This window comes from Anoxybacter fermentans (assembly GCF_003991135.1).
In the GTDB taxonomy this organism is placed as follows: domain Bacteria; phylum Bacillota; class Halanaerobiia; order DY22613; family DY22613; genus Anoxybacter; species Anoxybacter fermentans.
Genome location: NZ_CP016379.1, coordinates 823,929 through 842,625, shown reverse-complemented (window position 1 = coordinate 842,625; position 18,697 = coordinate 823,929). Strand labels below are relative to the sequence as shown.

The 18,697-nt window shown below is 38.5% G+C and carries 17 protein-coding genes; all 17 read right to left on the bottom strand.

Annotated elements, in window-relative coordinates; genetic code table 11:
* Window positions 1-34: 34 nt before the first annotated feature.
* Complete coding sequence (locus BBF96_RS03820; RefSeq protein WP_127015914.1) at window positions 35-997, bottom strand: dipeptidase; 963 nt, start codon at window positions 995-997, stop codon at window positions 35-37.
* A 606-nt stretch (window positions 998-1,603) separates the two neighbouring features.
* On the bottom strand, window positions 1,604-2,077 hold the full coding sequence (locus BBF96_RS03815; protein ID WP_127015913.1) for a (2Fe-2S)-binding protein: 474 nt from the start codon (window positions 2,075-2,077) through the stop codon (window positions 1,604-1,606).
* On the bottom strand, window positions 2,074-2,943 hold the full coding sequence (locus tag BBF96_RS03810; RefSeq protein ID WP_127015912.1) for an FAD binding domain-containing protein: 870 nt from the start codon (window positions 2,941-2,943) through the stop codon (window positions 2,074-2,076). The genes BBF96_RS03815 and BBF96_RS03810 overlap by 4 nt, the downstream gene beginning before the upstream one ends.
* A complete protein-coding gene (locus BBF96_RS03805) occupies window positions 2,940-5,243 on the bottom strand; it encodes a xanthine dehydrogenase family protein molybdopterin-binding subunit (protein ID WP_127015911.1) in 2,304 nt (767 codons plus the stop codon). Before BBF96_RS03805 ends, BBF96_RS03810 begins: the two co-directional genes overlap by 4 nt.
* Before the next feature lie 69 nt (window positions 5,244-5,312).
* A complete protein-coding gene (hydA, locus tag BBF96_RS03800; protein ID WP_164730889.1) occupies window positions 5,313-6,707 on the bottom strand; it encodes a dihydropyrimidinase in 1,395 nt (464 codons plus the stop codon).
* Between the two features lie 358 nt (window positions 6,708-7,065).
* Complete coding sequence (locus tag BBF96_RS03795; RefSeq protein ID WP_127015909.1) at window positions 7,066-7,326, bottom strand: stage V sporulation protein S; 261 nt, start codon at window positions 7,324-7,326, stop codon at window positions 7,066-7,068.
* 163 nt (window positions 7,327-7,489) lie between these two features.
* The gene (locus BBF96_RS03790) at window positions 7,490-8,278 is read right to left on the bottom strand and encodes a TIGR00282 family metallophosphoesterase (protein ID WP_127015908.1); all 789 of its coding nucleotides are present in this window, start codon (window positions 8,276-8,278) and stop codon (window positions 7,490-7,492) included.
* A gap of 140 nt (window positions 8,279-8,418) precedes the next feature.
* A complete protein-coding gene (locus BBF96_RS03785) occupies window positions 8,419-8,943 on the bottom strand; it encodes a hypothetical protein (RefSeq protein ID WP_127015907.1) in 525 nt (174 codons plus the stop codon).
* A 171-nt stretch (window positions 8,944-9,114) separates the two neighbouring features.
* The gene (gene rny, locus BBF96_RS03780; RefSeq protein ID WP_205665705.1) at window positions 9,115-10,653 is read right to left on the bottom strand and encodes a ribonuclease Y; all 1,539 of its coding nucleotides are present in this window, start codon (window positions 10,651-10,653) and stop codon (window positions 9,115-9,117) included.
* A gap of 121 nt (window positions 10,654-10,774) precedes the next feature.
* The gene (locus tag BBF96_RS03775) at window positions 10,775-11,263 is read right to left on the bottom strand and encodes a regulatory protein RecX (protein WP_127015906.1); all 489 of its coding nucleotides are present in this window, start codon (window positions 11,261-11,263) and stop codon (window positions 10,775-10,777) included.
* A 70-nt stretch (window positions 11,264-11,333) separates the two neighbouring features.
* The gene (gene recA, locus BBF96_RS03770) at window positions 11,334-12,380 is read right to left on the bottom strand and encodes a recombinase RecA (RefSeq protein WP_127015905.1); all 1,047 of its coding nucleotides are present in this window, start codon (window positions 12,378-12,380) and stop codon (window positions 11,334-11,336) included.
* 133 nt (window positions 12,381-12,513) lie between these two features.
* The gene (gene thpR, locus BBF96_RS03765; protein WP_127015904.1) at window positions 12,514-13,083 is read right to left on the bottom strand and encodes an RNA 2',3'-cyclic phosphodiesterase; all 570 of its coding nucleotides are present in this window, start codon (window positions 13,081-13,083) and stop codon (window positions 12,514-12,516) included.
* Window positions 13,084-13,461: 378 nt separating this feature from the next.
* Window positions 13,462-14,385, bottom strand: a complete 924-nt coding sequence (locus tag BBF96_RS03760; RefSeq protein WP_127015903.1) for a DMT family transporter — start codon at window positions 14,383-14,385, stop codon at window positions 13,462-13,464.
* A gap of 190 nt (window positions 14,386-14,575) precedes the next feature.
* Window positions 14,576-16,363, bottom strand: a complete 1,788-nt coding sequence (locus BBF96_RS03755; protein WP_127015902.1) for a secretin and TonB N-terminal domain-containing protein — start codon at window positions 16,361-16,363, stop codon at window positions 14,576-14,578.
* Window position 16,364: 1 nt separating this feature from the next.
* The gene (locus BBF96_RS03750; RefSeq protein WP_164730887.1) at window positions 16,365-16,892 is read right to left on the bottom strand and encodes a hypothetical protein; all 528 of its coding nucleotides are present in this window, start codon (window positions 16,890-16,892) and stop codon (window positions 16,365-16,367) included.
* Complete coding sequence (locus BBF96_RS03745; protein WP_127015900.1) at window positions 16,882-17,451, bottom strand: GspMb/PilO family protein; 570 nt, start codon at window positions 17,449-17,451, stop codon at window positions 16,882-16,884. Before BBF96_RS03745 ends, BBF96_RS03750 begins: the two co-directional genes overlap by 11 nt.
* Entirely contained in the window at window positions 17,444-18,691 is a 1,248-nt protein-coding gene (locus BBF96_RS03740) for a type II secretion system protein GspL (protein ID WP_127015899.1), read from the bottom strand. The genes BBF96_RS03745 and BBF96_RS03740 overlap by 8 nt, the downstream gene beginning before the upstream one ends.
* Between the last annotated feature and the right edge of the window lie 6 nt (window positions 18,692-18,697).

Below are 18,697 nucleotides of genomic sequence, written 5' to 3'. Positions count from 1 at the left end.
TGGCTACCTTGACCAGGAGGTTTTGTCATCTCATTCACTTTAAAACCTGTTTTATCACCCTTAAGAAATTCTCACCCATTACTTTAGCTATATCTTCCCGGCTAAAACCTTCTTCCAACATTCTTTTTGTTATTAGAGGAGTTTTACTGATATCTTCCATTCCACGTGGGGCTTCTACTATACCATCAAAATCGGTTCCAAGACCCACATGATCAATACCGATCAAATCTTTTATGTAATAGAGATGTTTAAAAATATCATCCACATCCGCCCCTCCACCTTCACGCAGGTGTCCTGGAGCATAGCAAAGCCCAATTACACCGCCATTTTCTTTTAAGGCCAATAACTGCTCATCGGTCAGATTGCGCCGGTGATTGCAAATAGCTCTAGCATTGGAATGAGAAGCCACTATCGGCGCTTTGGACAGTTTTATTACATCCCAGAATCCTTCTAAAGCCAGGTGGGAAACATCCACGATAATCCCCAGATCATTCATCTCTTCTAAACATTCACGCCCAAAGTTGGTAAGCCCCCAGCCTTTCTCCTCATCAACACCAGCAGCAAGTAAATTACTATTGCTCCAGGTCAGCGTAATCAGACGTACTCCTAACCTATAAAAGTTTCTCAAACAGCCAATATTCATCACTCCATCTGCACCTTCAATGGCCAGTAAAATGCCAATTTTGCCCTCCTGCCGGATACGCTCAACATCTTTAGCTGTCAACACCAGTTCCAGATCAGGTGAAGAATCCACTAACTGATAAATAGCATCTATTAGCTCCATAGTGCGTTTAAGAGCACCTTCAGGCTTGTAATGTTGCTCCACATAAACTGCAAATACTAAAAGATCAACCCCACCCTCACGGATGCGGGGAATATCGCTGTGCCCACGGTTATTGCGGATAGTATAATCTAGCCTACCATTCACAATAGAAAGAATCGAATCCAGATGGGCATTGACTACAAAAAGCTCTTTATGCAGGGTCAAATAATCCATGCTTCTCCCTCCTACGAATATCCAGATTTTGATTTTATCTTATCATAGAAACCCGAAATAATCCAGAAAAAAACGGCATGGTCCTTAATAAACCATGCAATTTCAGGTTGTTGAAAAAGAGGAGGTACACACAACTTGCTCCCACAGAGGAACAAAAAACTAAATATAATTTCTTCTACTACCAGACGCTCCGCCATCCTGGCTACGCGTCCTTAAAAGTCAAGGCTTCCACCCTCCTGGCTTTAAGCCTTGACTTATACACTTCAGAAATTATATTTAGTTTTTCTGGCAGTGCACGGGCAAGTCTCTAAAAAAGAAAGGTTTGTCAACAAGCTCAAAATGGCATAGTTTTTAATAAAACATGCCATTTTTTATAAAATTCATTTCATAATCTTACTGCAAAAAGCTAATTTTTCACTTCATAAAAAATTTTTCGAACCATCTAAAGTTCAATTTCAGTTAAAATAAGGCACACTAATCAATGGGTCCTTATGACCCATGATTAGCTCATCACATCCACAGATGAGACCATTCTTTTCAACCTCACTAAGACGGTTTTTAACGTAAAATTTCAATCGCGCTCAAAATTAGCTTTTTATAGTTTAATCATTCCATCCGTTTTGCCGCTTCCTGTACAGCTTCAATAATCTGCTGATAGCCAGTACAGCGGCAGAGATTACCCGAAATCCCCTCTTTAATTTCTTCTACAGTTGGATTGGGATTTTGATCTAACAGTGCCTTAGCACTTAAGATCATCCCGGGAGTACAATATCCACACTGAACAGCACCTTTATCGATAAAAGCCTGTTGGATGGGATGGAGTTCACCATTCTCACCCTGTACTCCTTCAATAGTAATAATTTTAGCCCCCTGGGCCTGACCAGCTAAGACCAAACAGGAGTTGACAGCCTGACCATTCATGATCACAGTACAGGCTCCACACTCACCTACACCGCAACCTTCTTTTGTTCCGGTCAGATTCAATTCATCTCTCAAAACATCCAGAAGACGTGCATTAGGATTAACTTCCAACTCATATGGCTTATTATTAACTGTAAATTTAAGTTTAATCTTCTTCATTGCTGCCCCCCCAATGCTTTACGGATTCCTCTTCTTGTTAAAGCTTCAATAACCGGCTTTTTATACTCAGTAGACCACCTGTAACCGCTTATTCTAATCATCTCTTCTGACACCTTTGATCCTGCCAACTCAATCAGCTCATCAGTTGGCTTCTTACCCAAAAGTACTTCTTCAGCACATTTTATTCTGGATGGTACAGGTGTAGTTGAACCAGGAGCGATTCTGATATCTTTGATAACTCCCTCAGCATCACGATCCAGAATCACTGCCACATTCATTCTGGAAATGGCTAAAGCATTCCTTCGCCCCAATTTAATAAAAGCGCTAGATGCAGTGGCAGGTAATTTTTTGAAAGATACTTCAACCAATAACTCCTCAGGCGGCACATTGGTTTTATAAGGTTTGACGTAGATATCGGTAATCGGTACCCGGCGTTTACCTGATACAGATCTGAAAGTTAAAACAGCATCCAGAGCCACCAGCACCGGTACCGTATCTGCTGCTGGCGAAGCATTCATGATATTTCCACCAATGGTACCCCGGTTGCGGATCTGGGGAGAACCTACACTATTGGCCGCATAAGCCAGAGCAGGAATTTCCTTTTGAATCAGCCCAGATTTAACTACCTTAGCATGGGGTGTAGCAGCACCAATCCGTACCCACTCGCCATCATCTTTTATATAATTCAAATCATCCAAATGGGCAATATTGATCACAACCTCCAGATCTTTGGGGCCCTCATCTTTTCTCAATTCAACAATCAAATCGGTCCCACCTGCCACAACCTTTGCCTTTGATCCATAAATATTCAAAAGCTCTAATACTTCATCAACACTCTTTGGTTGAATAAAATTAAATTCTCTCATTTCCTGACCCCCTTTCTAGTCAATTTGTGACCTAAAAGAACCCGTTCTAAATTACACGGCAGATTACGAATCCGTTTACCTGTTGCATGGGCAATAGCATTAGCGATAGCCGCTGCAGGAATTTCGGTAGAAGGTTCACCTACACTCTTAGCACCATATGGTCCAAAAGAGTCATCTGTCTCAACGATCATAACATCCATCTCAGGAATATCCATAGCTGTGGGAATCAAATATTCATCTAAGTTCAAACTCTTTACAAACCCATCCTCCACTTCCATCTCTTCTAAAACACCCATACCCTGGGCCATGACAATTCCGCCATATACCTGTCCTTTGATATTTTCCGGATTGACTGCTGTACCCACATCATGAGCAGAGGTAACTTTTACTACTTCAACTTTACCTGTTTCAGTATCAACTTCTACTTCAGCAACTACAACACCCCATACGTAAGTTGGAAAAGCTTCACCCTGATTAGTATGGTGATCTAAGTCAGCAACACCGGGACTGAACCAACTTAAAGCTGCCAGCATAACCCCAATAGATCTGGCTTTTTCAACAACTTCCATATACGTTGTCGACAGCTCAGGATTAGAAGTTGAATAAATTCTTTCATTTTCAATTACCAGTTCAGAAGGATTACAGTTTAACATCTCTCCTGCAACCTGCAACAATTTGCCTTTCACCTCTTCTGCTGCCATGACCATAGCTTTACCACCAATCATAGTACCACGTGAAGCAACAGTTGGGCCACCATCGGGAATAATTGTAGTATCCACATTTGGATAAACAATCCGATCCATGGAAATTCCCAAAGTTTCTGCAACAATCTGGGAATGAACAGTCTTTAGACCTTGACCGTTCTCAGTCAGACCACTAATAATAGTCACACTTCCATCAGCCTGAATGGAAACCATTGCTCCAGTAGCATCCAAAGCTTCACCGCCCAGGCCGGCACCACGGAAAGCGACTGCAAGACCTATACCGCGCTTAATTGGCCCGGTGTTGGTTTTAGAATATTCTTCTCTCTTTCTTAAAAAATCAGTCTTTTCTGTCACATCTTTAAGCATTTTAAGAAGTGGAGCAGGGATGGCTCCTGGACCTAAAGGTTGACTACTTGGGGTAGTATCCCCCGGTCTTAAAGCATTGATCTCACGGATCTTAAGGGGATCTAAACCTAACTCTTCTGCAATCTCATCCATTAGAGACTCTACAGCAAAGATGCATTGTGGAGAAGAAAATCCGCGCATTGCTCCACCGTAAATGGTGTTGGTATATACCCCAAATACCTCTGTTTTGATGTTGGGAACCCGGTATGGTCCGGTAGCATGGATTGAAGCACGCCAGTTAGTAAACTGTGCTTTGTTATTATAGCCGCCCCCCTGAGCTATAACAACTGTCTCCATCGCTGTTATCCTACCATCTTTTTTTACACCCACTTTAAAGTTAAAGCGATATGGATGTCGTTTGGAACTTTCCAGCATAGATTCCTCTCTACTCAGAACAATCTTTACCGGACGGCCGGTGAGAAAGGCTGCAACAGCTGCTCTAGCAGAGAGAACCATAGCACTTTCATCTTTTCCTCCAAAGGTTCCTCCCAAGGTACTCTGGACAACACGCACCTGGCTCATATTCCAACCTAAAGCATCAGCTACATTGCCTCTGACAGAAAATGGATTTTGAATAGAACCATATATGGTTATAAATTTTTCTATGGGATCTGGAACAGCCACTACCGCTTCCGGCTCGATATAAGCATGTTCAACAAATTGGGTCTCATAAGTCCGTTCTATAATTATATCAGCTTCAGCAAAACCTGCTTCAACATCACCTTTAATAAGGCAATGACGGCTGTTATCAATAATATTTCCTTCTGCAGATTCATGAATCTGTGGAGCATCTTCGGCTAATGCCTCATCGATAGTAAAAACAGCAGGTAATGGTTCATATTTTACCTTTACAGCTTTCCTTGCCTTATCAGCTATAGCAGGATCTTTAGCCACTACTAATGCTACTCCATCACCGATAAATCTCACCTTATCTCCTGTAAGAACATGAAATCCGCCAAAAAGAGTATTAGAACCAGGAATATCTTTGACAGTAAGAACGGTAACTACCCCCGGAATCTTCTCTGCTGCAGATGTATCAATATTTAAAATCCGGGCATGGGGATGTTTACTATATACAGTTCTGGCATATAACATTCCATCAAATTTTAAATCTCCACCATACTTTGCTTTTCCAGTGACTTTCTCTTTGATGTCGACCTTGGGAACAGCCTGACGTATATACCTATACATCATAACACCTCCTATTTTAATTTCTAAATTTTAAGACAATATTTTAAAAAGATAAAATTTCTACGAAATTTATACTACTTTTTTGTACAACTTTGACCTCTTAGCCTTGATAAACCGCCCCTGACCGATTTGCCCACAAAACTCTCCATTTCTAACCACTAATTCTCCCCTTAAAAAAGTCATTACAGGATATCCCTGAACCTCCATTCCCTCATAAGGAGTATAATCAGCTTTCGAATGTAAATTAGAATGAGTAAGGGTTACTTTTTTCTTCGGATCAAAAACTACCAGGTCAGCATCGGTACCGGGCTTTAAACTGCCTTTTTCTGGATAAAGTCCAAAAATTTTAGCCGGTTCTGAAGAAAGAATTCTTACCAATTGAGGATACTCTAATAATCCCTGCCCTACACCAAAGTGATGAATCAGCGGAAGCAGCGTTTCAGAACCGGGTAATCCCGGTAGAATAGTCAAACAGCAATCATCACTCAATTTTTGCTCAAGAGTAAAAGAACAATGATCTGTAGCAACTACCTGTATATCCCCAGCCTTTAAACCTTCCCAGAGAGCCTTTTGATCTTTTTTGGTGCGCAAAGGTGGTGTCATAATAAATCTTTGCGCCATCGGCTCTTTCAAGCTTCCTTCGTCCAATAAAAGGTAATGAGGAGTAGTCTCAGCATATATCGCTCCACCCCTTTGTTTTACCCTTTTAAGAGCCTCATAACCAGCTTTTGATGATAGGTGAGCAATATATATCGGAATTCCTACTTTTCTGGCCAGTTCTCCCACCTTTTCTATAGCAATCTCTTCAGCTTTTGAAGGACGAATTTTTGGGTGCATATCGGGAGAAAGCTGACCTCTTTTTTTAAATTCCTCTTCTAAACGCATAATTATATCATCATCTTCAGCATGGACTGTTAAAAGAATCTCCAACTCTTTTAACCGTCTAAAGACATACTCCCATTGCCCGGTTGGAATCATATAACCTTCCCGACGGTAGGTGGTAAAAATTTTAATGCTGCTAATCCCCATCTTTACAAGATCAACCATCTCCTGACTTATTGTTTCATCAAAATGGGTGATGGTTTGATGTAATGTAAAATCTAATACTGTTTTACCCAGAGCTTCGTCAATCCTTAACTGCGCAGCTTCCTTAAGTGAATGATCAGGTAAATGATCAGCATAATCTATAAAAGTTGTCACTCCACCACAAGCTGCAGAGATAGAACCGCTGACAAAATCATCTGCCGTTATTGTATTCCGCGATTTTAACTGATAATGAGTATGAGCATCAACAATTCCGGGCATTATCAATTTTCCCATTACATCAATAACCTCACAGTCTGTATCCAATTCCTCTACATCAAATTTTCCAATCCGGGCAATCTTCTCACCTTCAATGAGTATATTGCCTTGAAAAGTACCTTCATCTGTAACAAGAATGCCGCCTTTTAATAGTTTTTGCACCTTCACACCTCCATTCGAGGTATTTAAATATCATTTAACTTTAATAAATATATTCAATAAAAATTAAGGTAATCCTCCTTTTTTCAAATTTTTTATAACTTTCAGATGATTTCACTGCAAAAAGCCAATTTTTCACTTTATAAAAAATTTTTCGAACCATCTAAAGTTTGATTTCAGTGACTTGATTAGCTCATTACCTCCTCATATGAAGTCATTCTTTTCAATCTCACTAAGATGGTTTAACAAAAAATTTCTATGGCGCTCAAAATTAGCTTTTTGCAGTTTAATCTTCAGATACATAAAAAAGCCTGTTTGCAGCTTCTGCAAACAGGCTTTTAAACATATATAAGTTACTTTCTTATCTAGGTTCGACAATTAATTTAATTGCTGTTCTTTCTTCTCCATCGATTTCAATGTCTGTAAAAGCCGGGATACAGATTAAGTCAATACCACTTGGAGCTACAAAACCTCTAGCAATAGCAACAGCTTTAATTCCCTGATTTATAGCTCCTGCACCGATGGCCTGCAATTCAGCAGATCCCTTTTCCCTTAAAACTCCAGCCAACGCTCCAGCAACTGCATTTGGACTTGATTTAGATGATACCTTTAATACTTCCATGCTAGTTAAATACCTCCTCTTTTTGTTAAAAATTCCTACTTCTTATGTATATATTTATTTAGTCAAAAATTTTAAAATTCCTGCTTTTGCTCAAAATTTTTTTCAAAAAATTTTTTCAATTCTTTACTAATGGCATTTTATTCAGCACATCCGGAAAATATGACTAGTCATTATACGAATTTTCCTGAATTCTTTGAATATCGCGGACTTTACCGGAAACTTCAGTAATATCTAAAATAATACCACAGAGCTGAACATCTCCCTTAGCCACTTCAAATTGCTTTGGCAATTGAGTAAGAAACTTCTCTATCACTACATCTTTTTTAACTCCAATGACAGAATCAATAGGTCCTGTCATCCCTAAATCGGTGATATATCCTGTACCACCTGGCAAAATCCTTTCATCCGCTGTCTGGATATGGGTATGGGTACCAAATACCGCTGTTGCCCGACCATCAAGATACCAGCCAAAGGCCATCTTCTCTGCTGTTGCCTCAGCATGGAAATCCACAAGAATGAAATCTGTCTCATCCTTGATCTTTTCATAAATTTGGTCAAAAGTTCTAAAGGGACAGTCAAAATCACCCAAAAAAACCCGCCCCAACATATTAATAATACCAATTCTTGCTTCCTCATATTCAAAGATTCGATATCCCTTGCCTGGAGTTTTAGGTGGATAATTGGCAGGACGAACTAACGGTAGTTGATCATCATCAATAAACTTAAAAATTTCACGATTATCCCAGGTATGATTACCTAAAGTGATAATCTCTATTCCATAACTTAAAAGTTCTTCTGTCACCTTACGGGTCAATCCCACACCTCCAGCCGCATTTTCGCCATTGGCAAGAACAAGGTCAATCTTGTGCTTTTCTTTAATCTTTGGCAGCAATTCTCTTACCGCTCTGCGACCAGGACGGCCGACAATATCTCCGATACATAAAATTTTCATCTAATTTCACCCCTAATTCTAGACTGTTTCCAGTATTACTTATTCTGGTAAACTTATTTTACTGATTTGCTTTCATAATTTCTCCAAAACTTCAGGATTCACCTTCTTTTAAATAAAAAAATCTCCACATACTGTGGAGATTATACACCATTTTTCTGAAAGACCATTACTTTACCGGCCTCCCTAAAGCCAATTAAATCCTGCTGTCTCTGATATTGCAATCGGGTCAGTAAATCATCAATTATTTTTTCCTGATTTTTAAGATCTTCTAAATCCTGATTTTCATCAACTTCAGTTAATAAATAAGTGCCAAATTCACTGCTAATTAAATGAATCAATAAAGAAATTTCACGTTGACTGATGGTCTTAAAATCACGGATTACTTCAACAAAGGAATAATCTCCATATGACTGCAGCTGCAATCGAATACTGTTAGGTTTTTTATTCTGGATAAATAAAAATGTCTCAATATTTTTAATAAGTTCTTTCTGCAGAGTAAAAAACTCTACCTGGGTCAATTTCTTCTTCAAAAGAAAAGAAAAAATAATTTCCTGGGTTTTTGGATCAGTCTTGATCATGTTGATCTCAGGATACCGAATCAAAATTGAAATCATAAGTTCTATACTGTCGTTTATTCCATCATCTTTTTGAAATTGATTTGTCATAAGTTCCACCTCTCCACTATTCCAGCGCTTATCTTCTCATACTATTCGCTACTGAAAGCCCAATTCCTGCTTTTTGTAGAAAGAAATTTATAGGATTCTAGTCGTTTTTTTCCATATGAATAAGGCTTCTCAAAATGAGAAGCCCTTTATTTTCGAAATTTATTATTTAGCTTATTTTGCATAATCAACCACACGGGTTTCACGTATAACGGTAACTTTAATCTGACCTGGATAATCCAGATCCTGCTCAATATTTTTAACAATATCCCGCGCCAGTTTTGGAGCAGCCTCATCATCAATTTTATCAGGTTTCACCATAATCCGAATCTCACGACCAGCTTGAATAGCATAAGCTTTTTCAACCCCATCAAAAGAATCAGCAATCTTTTCAAGGTTTTCGAGACGTTTAATATAAGACTCTAAAGTTTCTCTTCTTGCTCCAGGACGTGCAGCAGAAATAGCATCTGCCGCAGCTACCAGAACAGCCTCAATAGTCTCTGCCTCAATATCACCATGATGTGCAGCAATGGCATGAACTACGGCTTCAGACTCGCCATATTTTTTGGCTAAATCAGCCCCAATCTGTACATGGGGACCTTCCACTTCATGGTCAACAGCCTTACCTAAATCATGCAAAAGCCCAGCACGTTTAGCAACATTTACATCAGCACCTAATTCAGCAGCCATTACACCTGCCAGGTGTGCCACTTCAATAGAATGTTTTAATACATTTTGACCATAACTGGTCCGGAACTTGAGACGGCCAAGCAGTTTAATCAGTTCGCTATGCAGGCCGTGAACACCAGTTTCAAAAGCGGCCTGTTCACCCTCCTCACGAATCCTTGATTCAATCTCTTTGCGAGCTTTCTCAACCATCTCTTCAATCCGTGCCGGATGAATCCTACCATCTATAATCAACTTTTCTAAAGCAACCCGTGCTATCTCGCGACGGATTGGGTCAAATCCTGATAGAATGACTGCTTCTGGAGTATCGTCAATAATTAAGTCAATCCCTGTCAAGTTCTCTAAAGCCCGAATATTTCGACCTTCCCGGCCAATAATCCGGCCCTTCATTTCATCATTCGGAAGATTTACCACGGAAACGGTCGTTTCTGCCACATGGTCGGCAGCACAACGTTGAATAGCAAGAGAAATAATTTCACGAGCCCTTTTTTCTGATTCTTCAATGGCCTGCTGTTCCTTTTCTTTTATCATTCTTGCCAGATCATGCTCAATCTCCTGTTCAACATTGCGCATCAAAATTTCTTTTGCTTCTTCCGAGGTCAATCTGGAAAGACGTTCCAATTCAGCAATCTGTTTGTCTCTCAATTTTCCAATTTCTTCTTCCATCTGACTAACCTGACGTTCACGCCGTTGTAACGCCTCTTCTTTCTTTTCAAGAATATCTGCCTTACGCTCCAGATTTTCCTCTTTTTGCATCAATCGCCGTTCAAAACGCTGCAACTCATTTCTTCTTTCACGGCACTCTCTTTCAATCTCTTCTTTAATTTGATGTGCTTCTTCTTTTGCTTCAAGAAGTACTTCCCGCTTCCTGGACTCTGCAGTACGATTAGCCTCTTCTATAATCTTAGCAGCTTCCTGTTCTGCCGACTGTATCTTAGCTTCCGCAATATATTTCCTAATCAAATAACCAATTGCCAAACCAATTGACAGGGAGATAGACATATATAAAATAGAGAAAATAAGCATCACCTCCCCTCTCCTATTCCATTGTCTTATCGAAAAAACATTATTCTTCATGATTGGGGTTGAGCTTAAGAAAAAGCATCTCGAATCTATTTTATCTCTTTTTATTTTAACTGTCAAGAAATCAATTTTTAATCTCTTCTTTTAATACCTGCTCAACCACATTTTCTATAACCTGATACCGAAAACCTTTCCTTTCTAACAGTTTCCATAATCGGGCCTTAACAGTCTCAAAATTTTCACCTTGATAAAGTTTAATTTTCTTTTTTAATAGTTCACAGGCTATATCAAACTCACGTCCTGGAGTATATTCTACCGAAATAATATCTTCGATAAGATTATGATCAATTCCTTTTTCCTGTAGTTCTTTTTTTACCAATATTGGTCCTCTCCGACCCGAATTTGTCCGGTTTTTAACCCAGAGTTCGGCAAAACGCCGATCATTTAAATAATCCAGTTCTTTAAGCCTCTCAATAACTGCCTTAATTACTTCACTCCTATAACCTTTTCGCCTTAAATAATCCCTAACTTCTTTTTCGCTCCGCTCCCGATATCTTAAGTATCTAAACACCTGTTTTTTGGCTTTCTGAAATTCCGGATTATTTTCCCTCATTTTTCAACTCTCCATTTTATTTTTCCAAACCCAGGTAATTTAATAGCCCCTGAATATATTCAGAGGCTTTTTATGCAGATTCTTCATCTGAAGAAGATTTTTCTTCATCTGAAGTAGCTTCTATCAATCCCAACTTTGTTTTCAGCTCTTTCTCAATCGCCTGTAAAATATCCGGATTCTTTTTCAAAAATTCTTTTACATTCTCCCGGCCTTGACCTAAACGTTCATCTCCGTAAGAATACCAGGAGCCAGCTTTGCTAATGATCTCAGCATTTACAGCTTCATCTAAAATACACCCAATAGAGGAAATTCCCTCACCATAAATGATATCAAACTCTGCAGTTTTAAAAGGTGGCGCAACTTTGTTCTTAACTACCTTAACCTTGACTCTGTTACCAATATAATCATCACTACTGGAGCTGGCTTTAATAGACTGGATCTTCCTTACATCCATCCGGACTGAAGCATAGAACTTCAAAGCCCGTCCACCTGGAGTAACTTCCGGATTACCGAACATGACACCAACCTTTTCACGAAGCTGGTTAATAAAAATGCAGACAGTTTTAGATTTGGATACAGAACCCGAAAGTTTTCTCATCGCCTGCGACATCAATCTGGCCTGCAAACCAACATGACTATCTCCCATTTCTCCTTCAATCTCAGCTTTAGGTACCAATGCTGCTACAGAGTCAACTACAATGACATCAATTGCACCACTACGGACTAAAGCTTCACAAATCTCTAAAGCCTGTTCACCAGTATCAGGCTGAGAAATTAAAAGATTGTCAATATTTACACCAATTGCTTTCGCATATTTGGGATCAAGGGCATGTTCAGCATCAATAAAAGCCGCTATTCCGCCCCGTTTTTGCGCTTCAGCAATTATGTGCAGAGCTACTGTAGTCTTACCGGAAGATTCAGGGCCAAAAATCTCAATAATTCTACCTCTGGGTACACCTCCTACTCCTAAAGCCAAATCCAGAGTAATAGCCCCAGTCGGAATCACTTCTACTTTCATAGATGCAGCTTCCCCTAAGCGCATAATAGAACCCTGTCCAAATTGTCGTTCAATCTGTTTGACCGCAATCTCAAGGGCTTTTTCTTTATCTTTGGTCATCTCATTCACACTCCTTATGCCCTAAGTATCAATTCTATTATAGAACATTTGTTTGGCTTACGCAAGAAAAATAATTACTATTATTTCAAACAATCTCTTTCATACTCACCATACCATCTTTTAACTATAAATTTCATCCTAACAGGGGTATCTCCTTTAAACAGGTATAAATTGGTCCTTGAGGTCGCAGATCACTTTTCATAATTCTTATAGACTGAATTAAATCAGTCCTGGTAGGCTGGACCTTAATCTGGCTTAATAGCTCACCAACAACCCGTAAATTGGTATCCCTCCTGGAACGGGCCAGGGTCAGATGTGGGCTATAGGGCTTTTTTTCAGGAGCAAATCCCTGAAAAGTCAGTTCCTTTTCTACAGCTTCCTGTAGCTGAATTAGTTCCTTTTTCCCACGATCTACTCCTAACCATATCACCCGCGGTTTTAATATCTCTGGAAAACCCCCAAGACCAGCAAATCCTACTGAAAATGTTTTAATTCCTTCAATAGCTAATGCCAGTCCCTCTGCCATTTCAGGTATCCTCTTTGACTCAACATCCCCCAAAAACTTAAGAGTTAAATGAAAATTACTATAAGGCACCCATTTAAGATTTCTTAAATCTCTTTTCAACCTCTGTTGAATCTGAATAATCTCCTTTTTTAATTCCTCACTAAACTCAACTGCAATAAACGTCCTTATCTTTGCCATTTTTCTCCTCCTTAAAAAAACACTTATTTTATCTATTTCGTGATCAAAAAATATTTTCCTTTTTAAAATTACTATCTCATTGTCAAGAATACTTGCTCTTTCACAATCAATAGACTGATTATACTGCAAAAAGCTAATTTTTCGCTCTTTGAGAAATTTTTAGAACCATCTAAAGCTCGATTTCAGCCGAAATAAGGCTTCCTAATCAAAGGGTCGTCCTTGGCCCTTGATTAGCTCATCACATCCTGTAATGAGGCCTTATTTCGGCTGAAATCTCGCTAAGATGGTTTAGCGAAAAATTTCTATGTCGCTCAAAATTAGCTTTTTGCAGTATAATCATAGACTGTGATTAAGTCTGCAATATTTTAAAAGGTTAGACTAACCTCTATACTGCTCTTTCCGGGCACTAAAATAGTTAGTTCCATAAACACCAAGAATGATCAATAAACTACCAACAGCATGATACCAGTAGAATGAATCACCCCGAAATAAAACCCCTGCTATAATTGCAACAACAGTAGTCAAATTACTGAATACAGCAGAACGGGATGCTTCCATTCTGGAAAGCATGTAATTTACAAGAAAAAATGCCCCAATAGAAGAAAGTATTCCTAAATAAAATACTGATAAAAGCACCTTACCATTGCTTAAGGGATAAAAATATTGGTTTATCTCTCCTGCTGCAAAATGTTGAATAATAGCAATAGCATTAAAGGTAATAGCTCCAAACCACATCATCATAAAGGTAATCTCAATAGGCATAAAAGAGATAGAAAGTTTTCTTGAAAGTATGTTGTAGATTCCAGCAGCAATTACAGCCCCGAAGAGAAATAATAATCCGATGATATTTCCCCCTGTATCTGAGGTTCCCTTCATCCAGACAATAAACATTACTCCACTTACTGAAAGTATGATGGAACCAACCTGAAAGATGGTAGGTCGTTCCTTTAAAAAAATTGCAGATAAAAAAGTCACAACAACAGGAATAGTAGCAATGATCATTCCACCTTCCGATGCAGAAGTCATCTTAATCCCTATAGTTTCAAAGATAAAATAGATCACAGGTTGAAAGAGCGCCAGGATCATGAGAGTTCCTAATCGTTTCCCCCGAAAATTAATTTTTATTAGACCAGTAAACTGTAAAACGGTCAGACCCAATGCTGCAAAAGCAAATCTATAACCTAAAAGATGCATGGGTGCAATTTCATCCAATGCCTGTGCAGTAAAGGTAAATGATAAGCCAAAGATGAATGAAACTATAATTCCTGCTAAAATAGGCATTAAATCACTCTGCTTGTGCATTAGCTATTTCCCTCCCCAGAATGAAGTTAAAATATACCTCTTCTATCATACCTTAAGTCCTATCAATATTCAAGATAGTTCGGAAAACAAAATTTTTATAAGAAAAATTTCTTGATAGCAGAGATGAAAGTATCCATAACGATATAATTTTCTTGATAATAAAAAATACAGACACCTAAATGCCTGTATTTCACTCACCAACTACACTATTATAACGTGTTTCCATATCTTCAATTGTCTGCTGCATCTCTTCAGGAGTAATAGTCTCATTCTCTTCATCCAGAATATGAGGAGTAATATAAATAATCAATTCATTCTGGTTTTGGTTAGTAGTTTTTCTCTGAAACAGCTTACCAATCCACGGCAGATCACCTAAAATTGGCACTTTGGAAACAGTATCGGTCTTAACATCCTGGATTAGACCACCGATAATAATAGTCTCACCACTCTTAACCCGGACAGTGGTATCAATCTGTCGCTGGCTTACCTGAGGTGGACCATCAGAAGTAGCACCACCCAGATTGCTCACATTAGGATGTAGTTCTAAAGTAATTTCATCAGTACTACTTACCCACGGAATCACATCTAAAGTTATACCAGCATTAATACTCTGATACTGGGTCTGGGGCTGTTGATTATTATCGCCGGCCGGTGTTGTGGTCTTATAATACTGAACCGTTCCTACATTAATCTTGGCCTGACAGCCGTTCAATGTTGTAATCTTCGGCCTTGCCTTAACTGTCACAACACCCTGATCAATCAAATTCTCCAGATGAATATAAAATTCCGGTGTTAATTTAATTACTGAATTATATGTTAATTTACCCAGAACAGTATCTAAAAGAACCGTACTACCTTCCTGCGCGTCAGATTTAATTCCCAACTTATAAAGTGGACCATTATTCTCATTACGTGAAACTTCAATAATAATCGCTTCAATTACAATTTGCGGTATCTTTTTATCTATTTTTTCCAGATAAGCCTTCAGCTCATTAATATCGTCCTGTGTTCCAATAACAGCCAGAGCATTAAGCTCTTTTATCACTTTGATATTGGTAGCAGGAAAAATATTTGGCAGCATCGCAGGTACTTTCTCTGCCTGAAGATATCTAAGATGAATAACTTCATTACGGATTAATAGAGATGATGACGGACTATTGATACTCTTATCCCCAATCAAATAAACATTTCCGACTTTTTTATATGTATAGCGGGTACCTGATAAAATCATCTCAATGGCATCATCAACAGGAATATTCTTAAGCTTAAGATCCACCAATTGATGGTTTCCACCAAATAGAACAATATCTATACCACTCTGCTCTGCAATGGCCCGGAGCAGATCAGTCAAATCCCCACTTTTTACATCAATTGATAAGAGACCTTTAGAGTAGTTTACTACCATCTGGCGCCCTTTCTGGCCCACCATGCCGGTAGTGATAGTATAAATACCTTCTCTTTCCATTAAAAGCAGGTTGTTAGCAGAACATAGGGATTTTAGACCTTCATAAATATCTACCAATATCAAATTAGCATTTACCTGACCATTTATGCTCTGATCATAAATAATATTTAACTGACCTTTTCTGGCAATATCATTTATAATCCGTTTGATATCTATATTCTGGGCAACAAGAGTTAATTTTCCATCTTCCACTTCGATTAAATAAGGTTCTTTTAGCGGTTCCTGACTTATGATATAGGTATTACTATTCACCTTTTCATAATAATAGTGATAGACTTTTAAAAGAGTCTCTAAAGCATCCTCTACTGTCACATCTGTCAGAGTTAAAGTTACCTGACCTCTTACTGACGAGTCGGGAACAATATTAATTCCGCTCTGCTCTCCCATCATTTTTAAAACATCCCGTATATCCCCTTCTTTAATACTTAAGGTGATTAAACCTTCAGCAAAAACGGTTGAAAAGAATGATAAAAAACATATTATGACAATAGTCAAAATTGTTTTTCTCTTCAACTTAAAAACCTCCCAATTCTAATTTAAATTCACCATCAGGACTTTTTAAAAGTACAAAATCCTTTTCAATCTGCATAACTTCATATTCTCCCAATTTATCACCAACCTTTACGGTCTGGCTTGTTTGATTTTGTTTATGTGCCAGAATAGCTGTTGGTTCTTCTCCCAAAAGAACCCCTACTGCAACCCAGGGACAGACAGGTTTTATAAGAGTTACTGGAGTAACCGGCTGATCTTTAGGTTGGGGATTTGTTGGGACTGTCCGTTTTTCAGGAAGAGATTTAAAGAAAAGCCGTCCCTCTCTTAATACATTCCAATAATCATTACCATAATCAATCTTTTTTGGAAGTTCTATCTTCAAAGTTTCTATATCTTTGTTTGTCTTAACGCCAATTTCCTGGCCCTGTACTATTTGCCATCTTCCATCAACGTAAATAGAAAATTCCAAAGCCAGGTAAGAAATACTTATGAGCAGAATAAAGATAAGTAAAAGAAGGATACGGCGATTTCGACTATTCCTATCCTTCATCTCCATCACCTTCTTCATCAATAAGCAATGTAGAAACAATCATCTTTATCTGCAAAAGACGATTTCTCTGATCCAGATCAATCCTTAACCGATTGACATTAATAGCGATTGGAGCATTTCTAATCTTAAGCAAGAGTTCTGTCAACTGAGCTGGTGTTCCTTTTAAAGTCAGATTCACCTTCAATGCTTTATAACCATCTACCATATTTATACCCATAGGGTTTTTACTAATAATGTTGACTCCGCTCTTTTGAGCAATCTCCTCTACCTGGGCCAGAAACTTAATCATTGCCTCTTTTTCACCCATATTGGAATAATAATGAGATTTAAGTTCCTGATATGCCCGGTTATATGCCTCATATTTCTCCAAATAATCCCGTTCCATACGTACAGTACGCACTGCCTGAATATATAACCGTTTTGCCTCGCGTAATTTGGTATTTACCCATTCAAATTCTTCCCAGGCAGGTAGCAATCCCCAATAAACCAATGAAAATATCATCAGAAATCCCATCCCAAATATCAAAGTCCGTTTTTCACGGGGTGTAAGTTTACTCATCTACCCCATCCCCCTTTCTTTGTGGGTCAACCAGAGTAGCAGTAATACTGAATTCTTCTATCATTTTCCCTTGATCTTCTCTCGGGGTAATGGGGGATATAAACTCAGGGTCAGAAAAATAAGGCGAATCAGCAAGTCGTGCACTAACTTTGGTGGCAGACGGCGCTTTACCGTGCAGTTCACGTAACAGATTATCTTCAAAAACCAGAATGTTCACTTCGGTATCCTCCTGTAACAACAGATGAAGTTCCCTTAGCCAGATAAGATAATCTCTATTTTTCTGATATATCTTCTCTAATCTATCAAAGTTATCTCTAATTCTGGAAATTCCCCCTTTAAGTTCTTTTACCTTTTCTGTACGGGGAATAAGTATGTCCAGACGTTCCTGATAAACCTGAAGTTCTTTAAGTTTCATCGTATAATTTAAATATAAAGTCCCGGCATTAACGATTAAAATGGCTATCAGGGTCAAAATAATCGCAATTTTAAGCCCTTGTGAACTTTCTTCCACCGGAACCTGTAAAAGACTAAATTCTGGATATTTGCAGTGAAAATAAATAGCACCCAATAATTCAGGTTCTGGCCCAGTCAATTCCATCAAATCCCATCGATTAAGATCAATCCCCCGCTCAATCAGTGCTTCTTTCAGTTCATCTTCATTGATTGGCTGCCCACTATAATAGAATCGGCTAAAATAATTCATAAAATCGGGGTATACCACCAGCTGTCCCGATAAAGTATTTAATTTTACTAATCGATTTTGAACTCCATTTTTATTAAGATATGCTGTTATGGCTAATCCCCTTGGAATCAAACGAGTGACATAAATCCCTGCTCCACGCAAAAACTCAACATCACGATTTAATTGGTCGGGAACAACAAAAACCTTTACTTTTGTCTCCTTTCTTGATTTATGTAATAAAATGTAATCAAGTTCAACCTGTTCTATTGCATATGGAAGTGTTCCTGATAGCTCAAAATAAAGCATAGATTTAATTTTATTTTTGTCCACCGGAGGAAGGGTTATATCACGTATTATAACCCGTTCCTGCGGCAGAATTAATATAACCTCCTTGGGGCGATATTGCTGAATCTTTTGGCCTACTAAAGAAACTTCTTCTTTTGAAAAGATCTCATTAACCAGAACTTTCATCCCGGTAATTCCTTTTTTTATTACGGCCAATTTAATTTTTTCTGCCCCTAGATCAATGGTGGCAAATACTCTTTTTCTTTTTCGCATAATTTC

Coding starts and splice junctions, on each gene's coding strand:
- BBF96_RS03820 (WP_127015914.1), bottom strand. CDS start 997: ATGGATTATTTGACCCTGCATAAAGAGCTTTTTGTAGTCAATGCCCAT.
- BBF96_RS03815 (WP_127015913.1), bottom strand. CDS start 2,077: ATGAAGAAGATTAAACTTAAATTTACAGTTAATAATAAGCCATATGAG.
- BBF96_RS03810 (WP_127015912.1), bottom strand. CDS start 2,943: ATGAGAGAATTTAATTTTATTCAACCAAAGAGTGTTGATGAAGTATTA.
- BBF96_RS03805 (WP_127015911.1), bottom strand. CDS start 5,243: ATGTATAGGTATATACGTCAGGCTGTTCCCAAGGTCGACATCAAAGAG.
- BBF96_RS03795 (WP_127015909.1), bottom strand. CDS start 7,326: ATGGAAGTATTAAAGGTATCATCTAAATCAAGTCCAAATGCAGTTGCT.
- BBF96_RS03790 (WP_127015908.1), bottom strand. CDS start 8,278: ATGAAAATTTTATGTATCGGAGATATTGTCGGCCGTCCTGGTCGCAGA.
- BBF96_RS03785 (WP_127015907.1), bottom strand. CDS start 8,943: ATGACAAATCAATTTCAAAAAGATGATGGAATAAACGACAGTATAGAA.
- rny (WP_205665705.1), bottom strand. CDS start 10,653: ATGCTTATTTTCTCTATTTTATATATGTCTATCTCCCTGTCAATTGGT.
- BBF96_RS03775 (WP_127015906.1), bottom strand. CDS start 11,263: ATGAGGGAAAATAATCCGGAATTTCAGAAAGCCAAAAAACAGGTGTTT.
- recA (WP_127015905.1), bottom strand. CDS start 12,380: ATGACCAAAGATAAAGAAAAAGCCCTTGAGATTGCGGTCAAACAGATT.
- thpR (WP_127015904.1), bottom strand. CDS start 13,083: ATGGCAAAGATAAGGACGTTTATTGCAGTTGAGTTTAGTGAGGAATTA.
- BBF96_RS03760 (WP_127015903.1), bottom strand. CDS start 14,385: ATGCACAAGCAGAGTGATTTAATGCCTATTTTAGCAGGAATTATAGTT.
- BBF96_RS03750 (WP_164730887.1), bottom strand. CDS start 16,892: ATGAAGGATAGGAATAGTCGAAATCGCCGTATCCTTCTTTTACTTATC.
- BBF96_RS03745 (WP_127015900.1), bottom strand. CDS start 17,451: ATGAGTAAACTTACACCCCGTGAAAAACGGACTTTGATATTTGGGATG.
- BBF96_RS03740 (WP_127015899.1), bottom strand. CDS start 18,691: ATGCGAAAAAGAAAAAGAGTATTTGCCACCATTGATCTAGGGGCAGAA.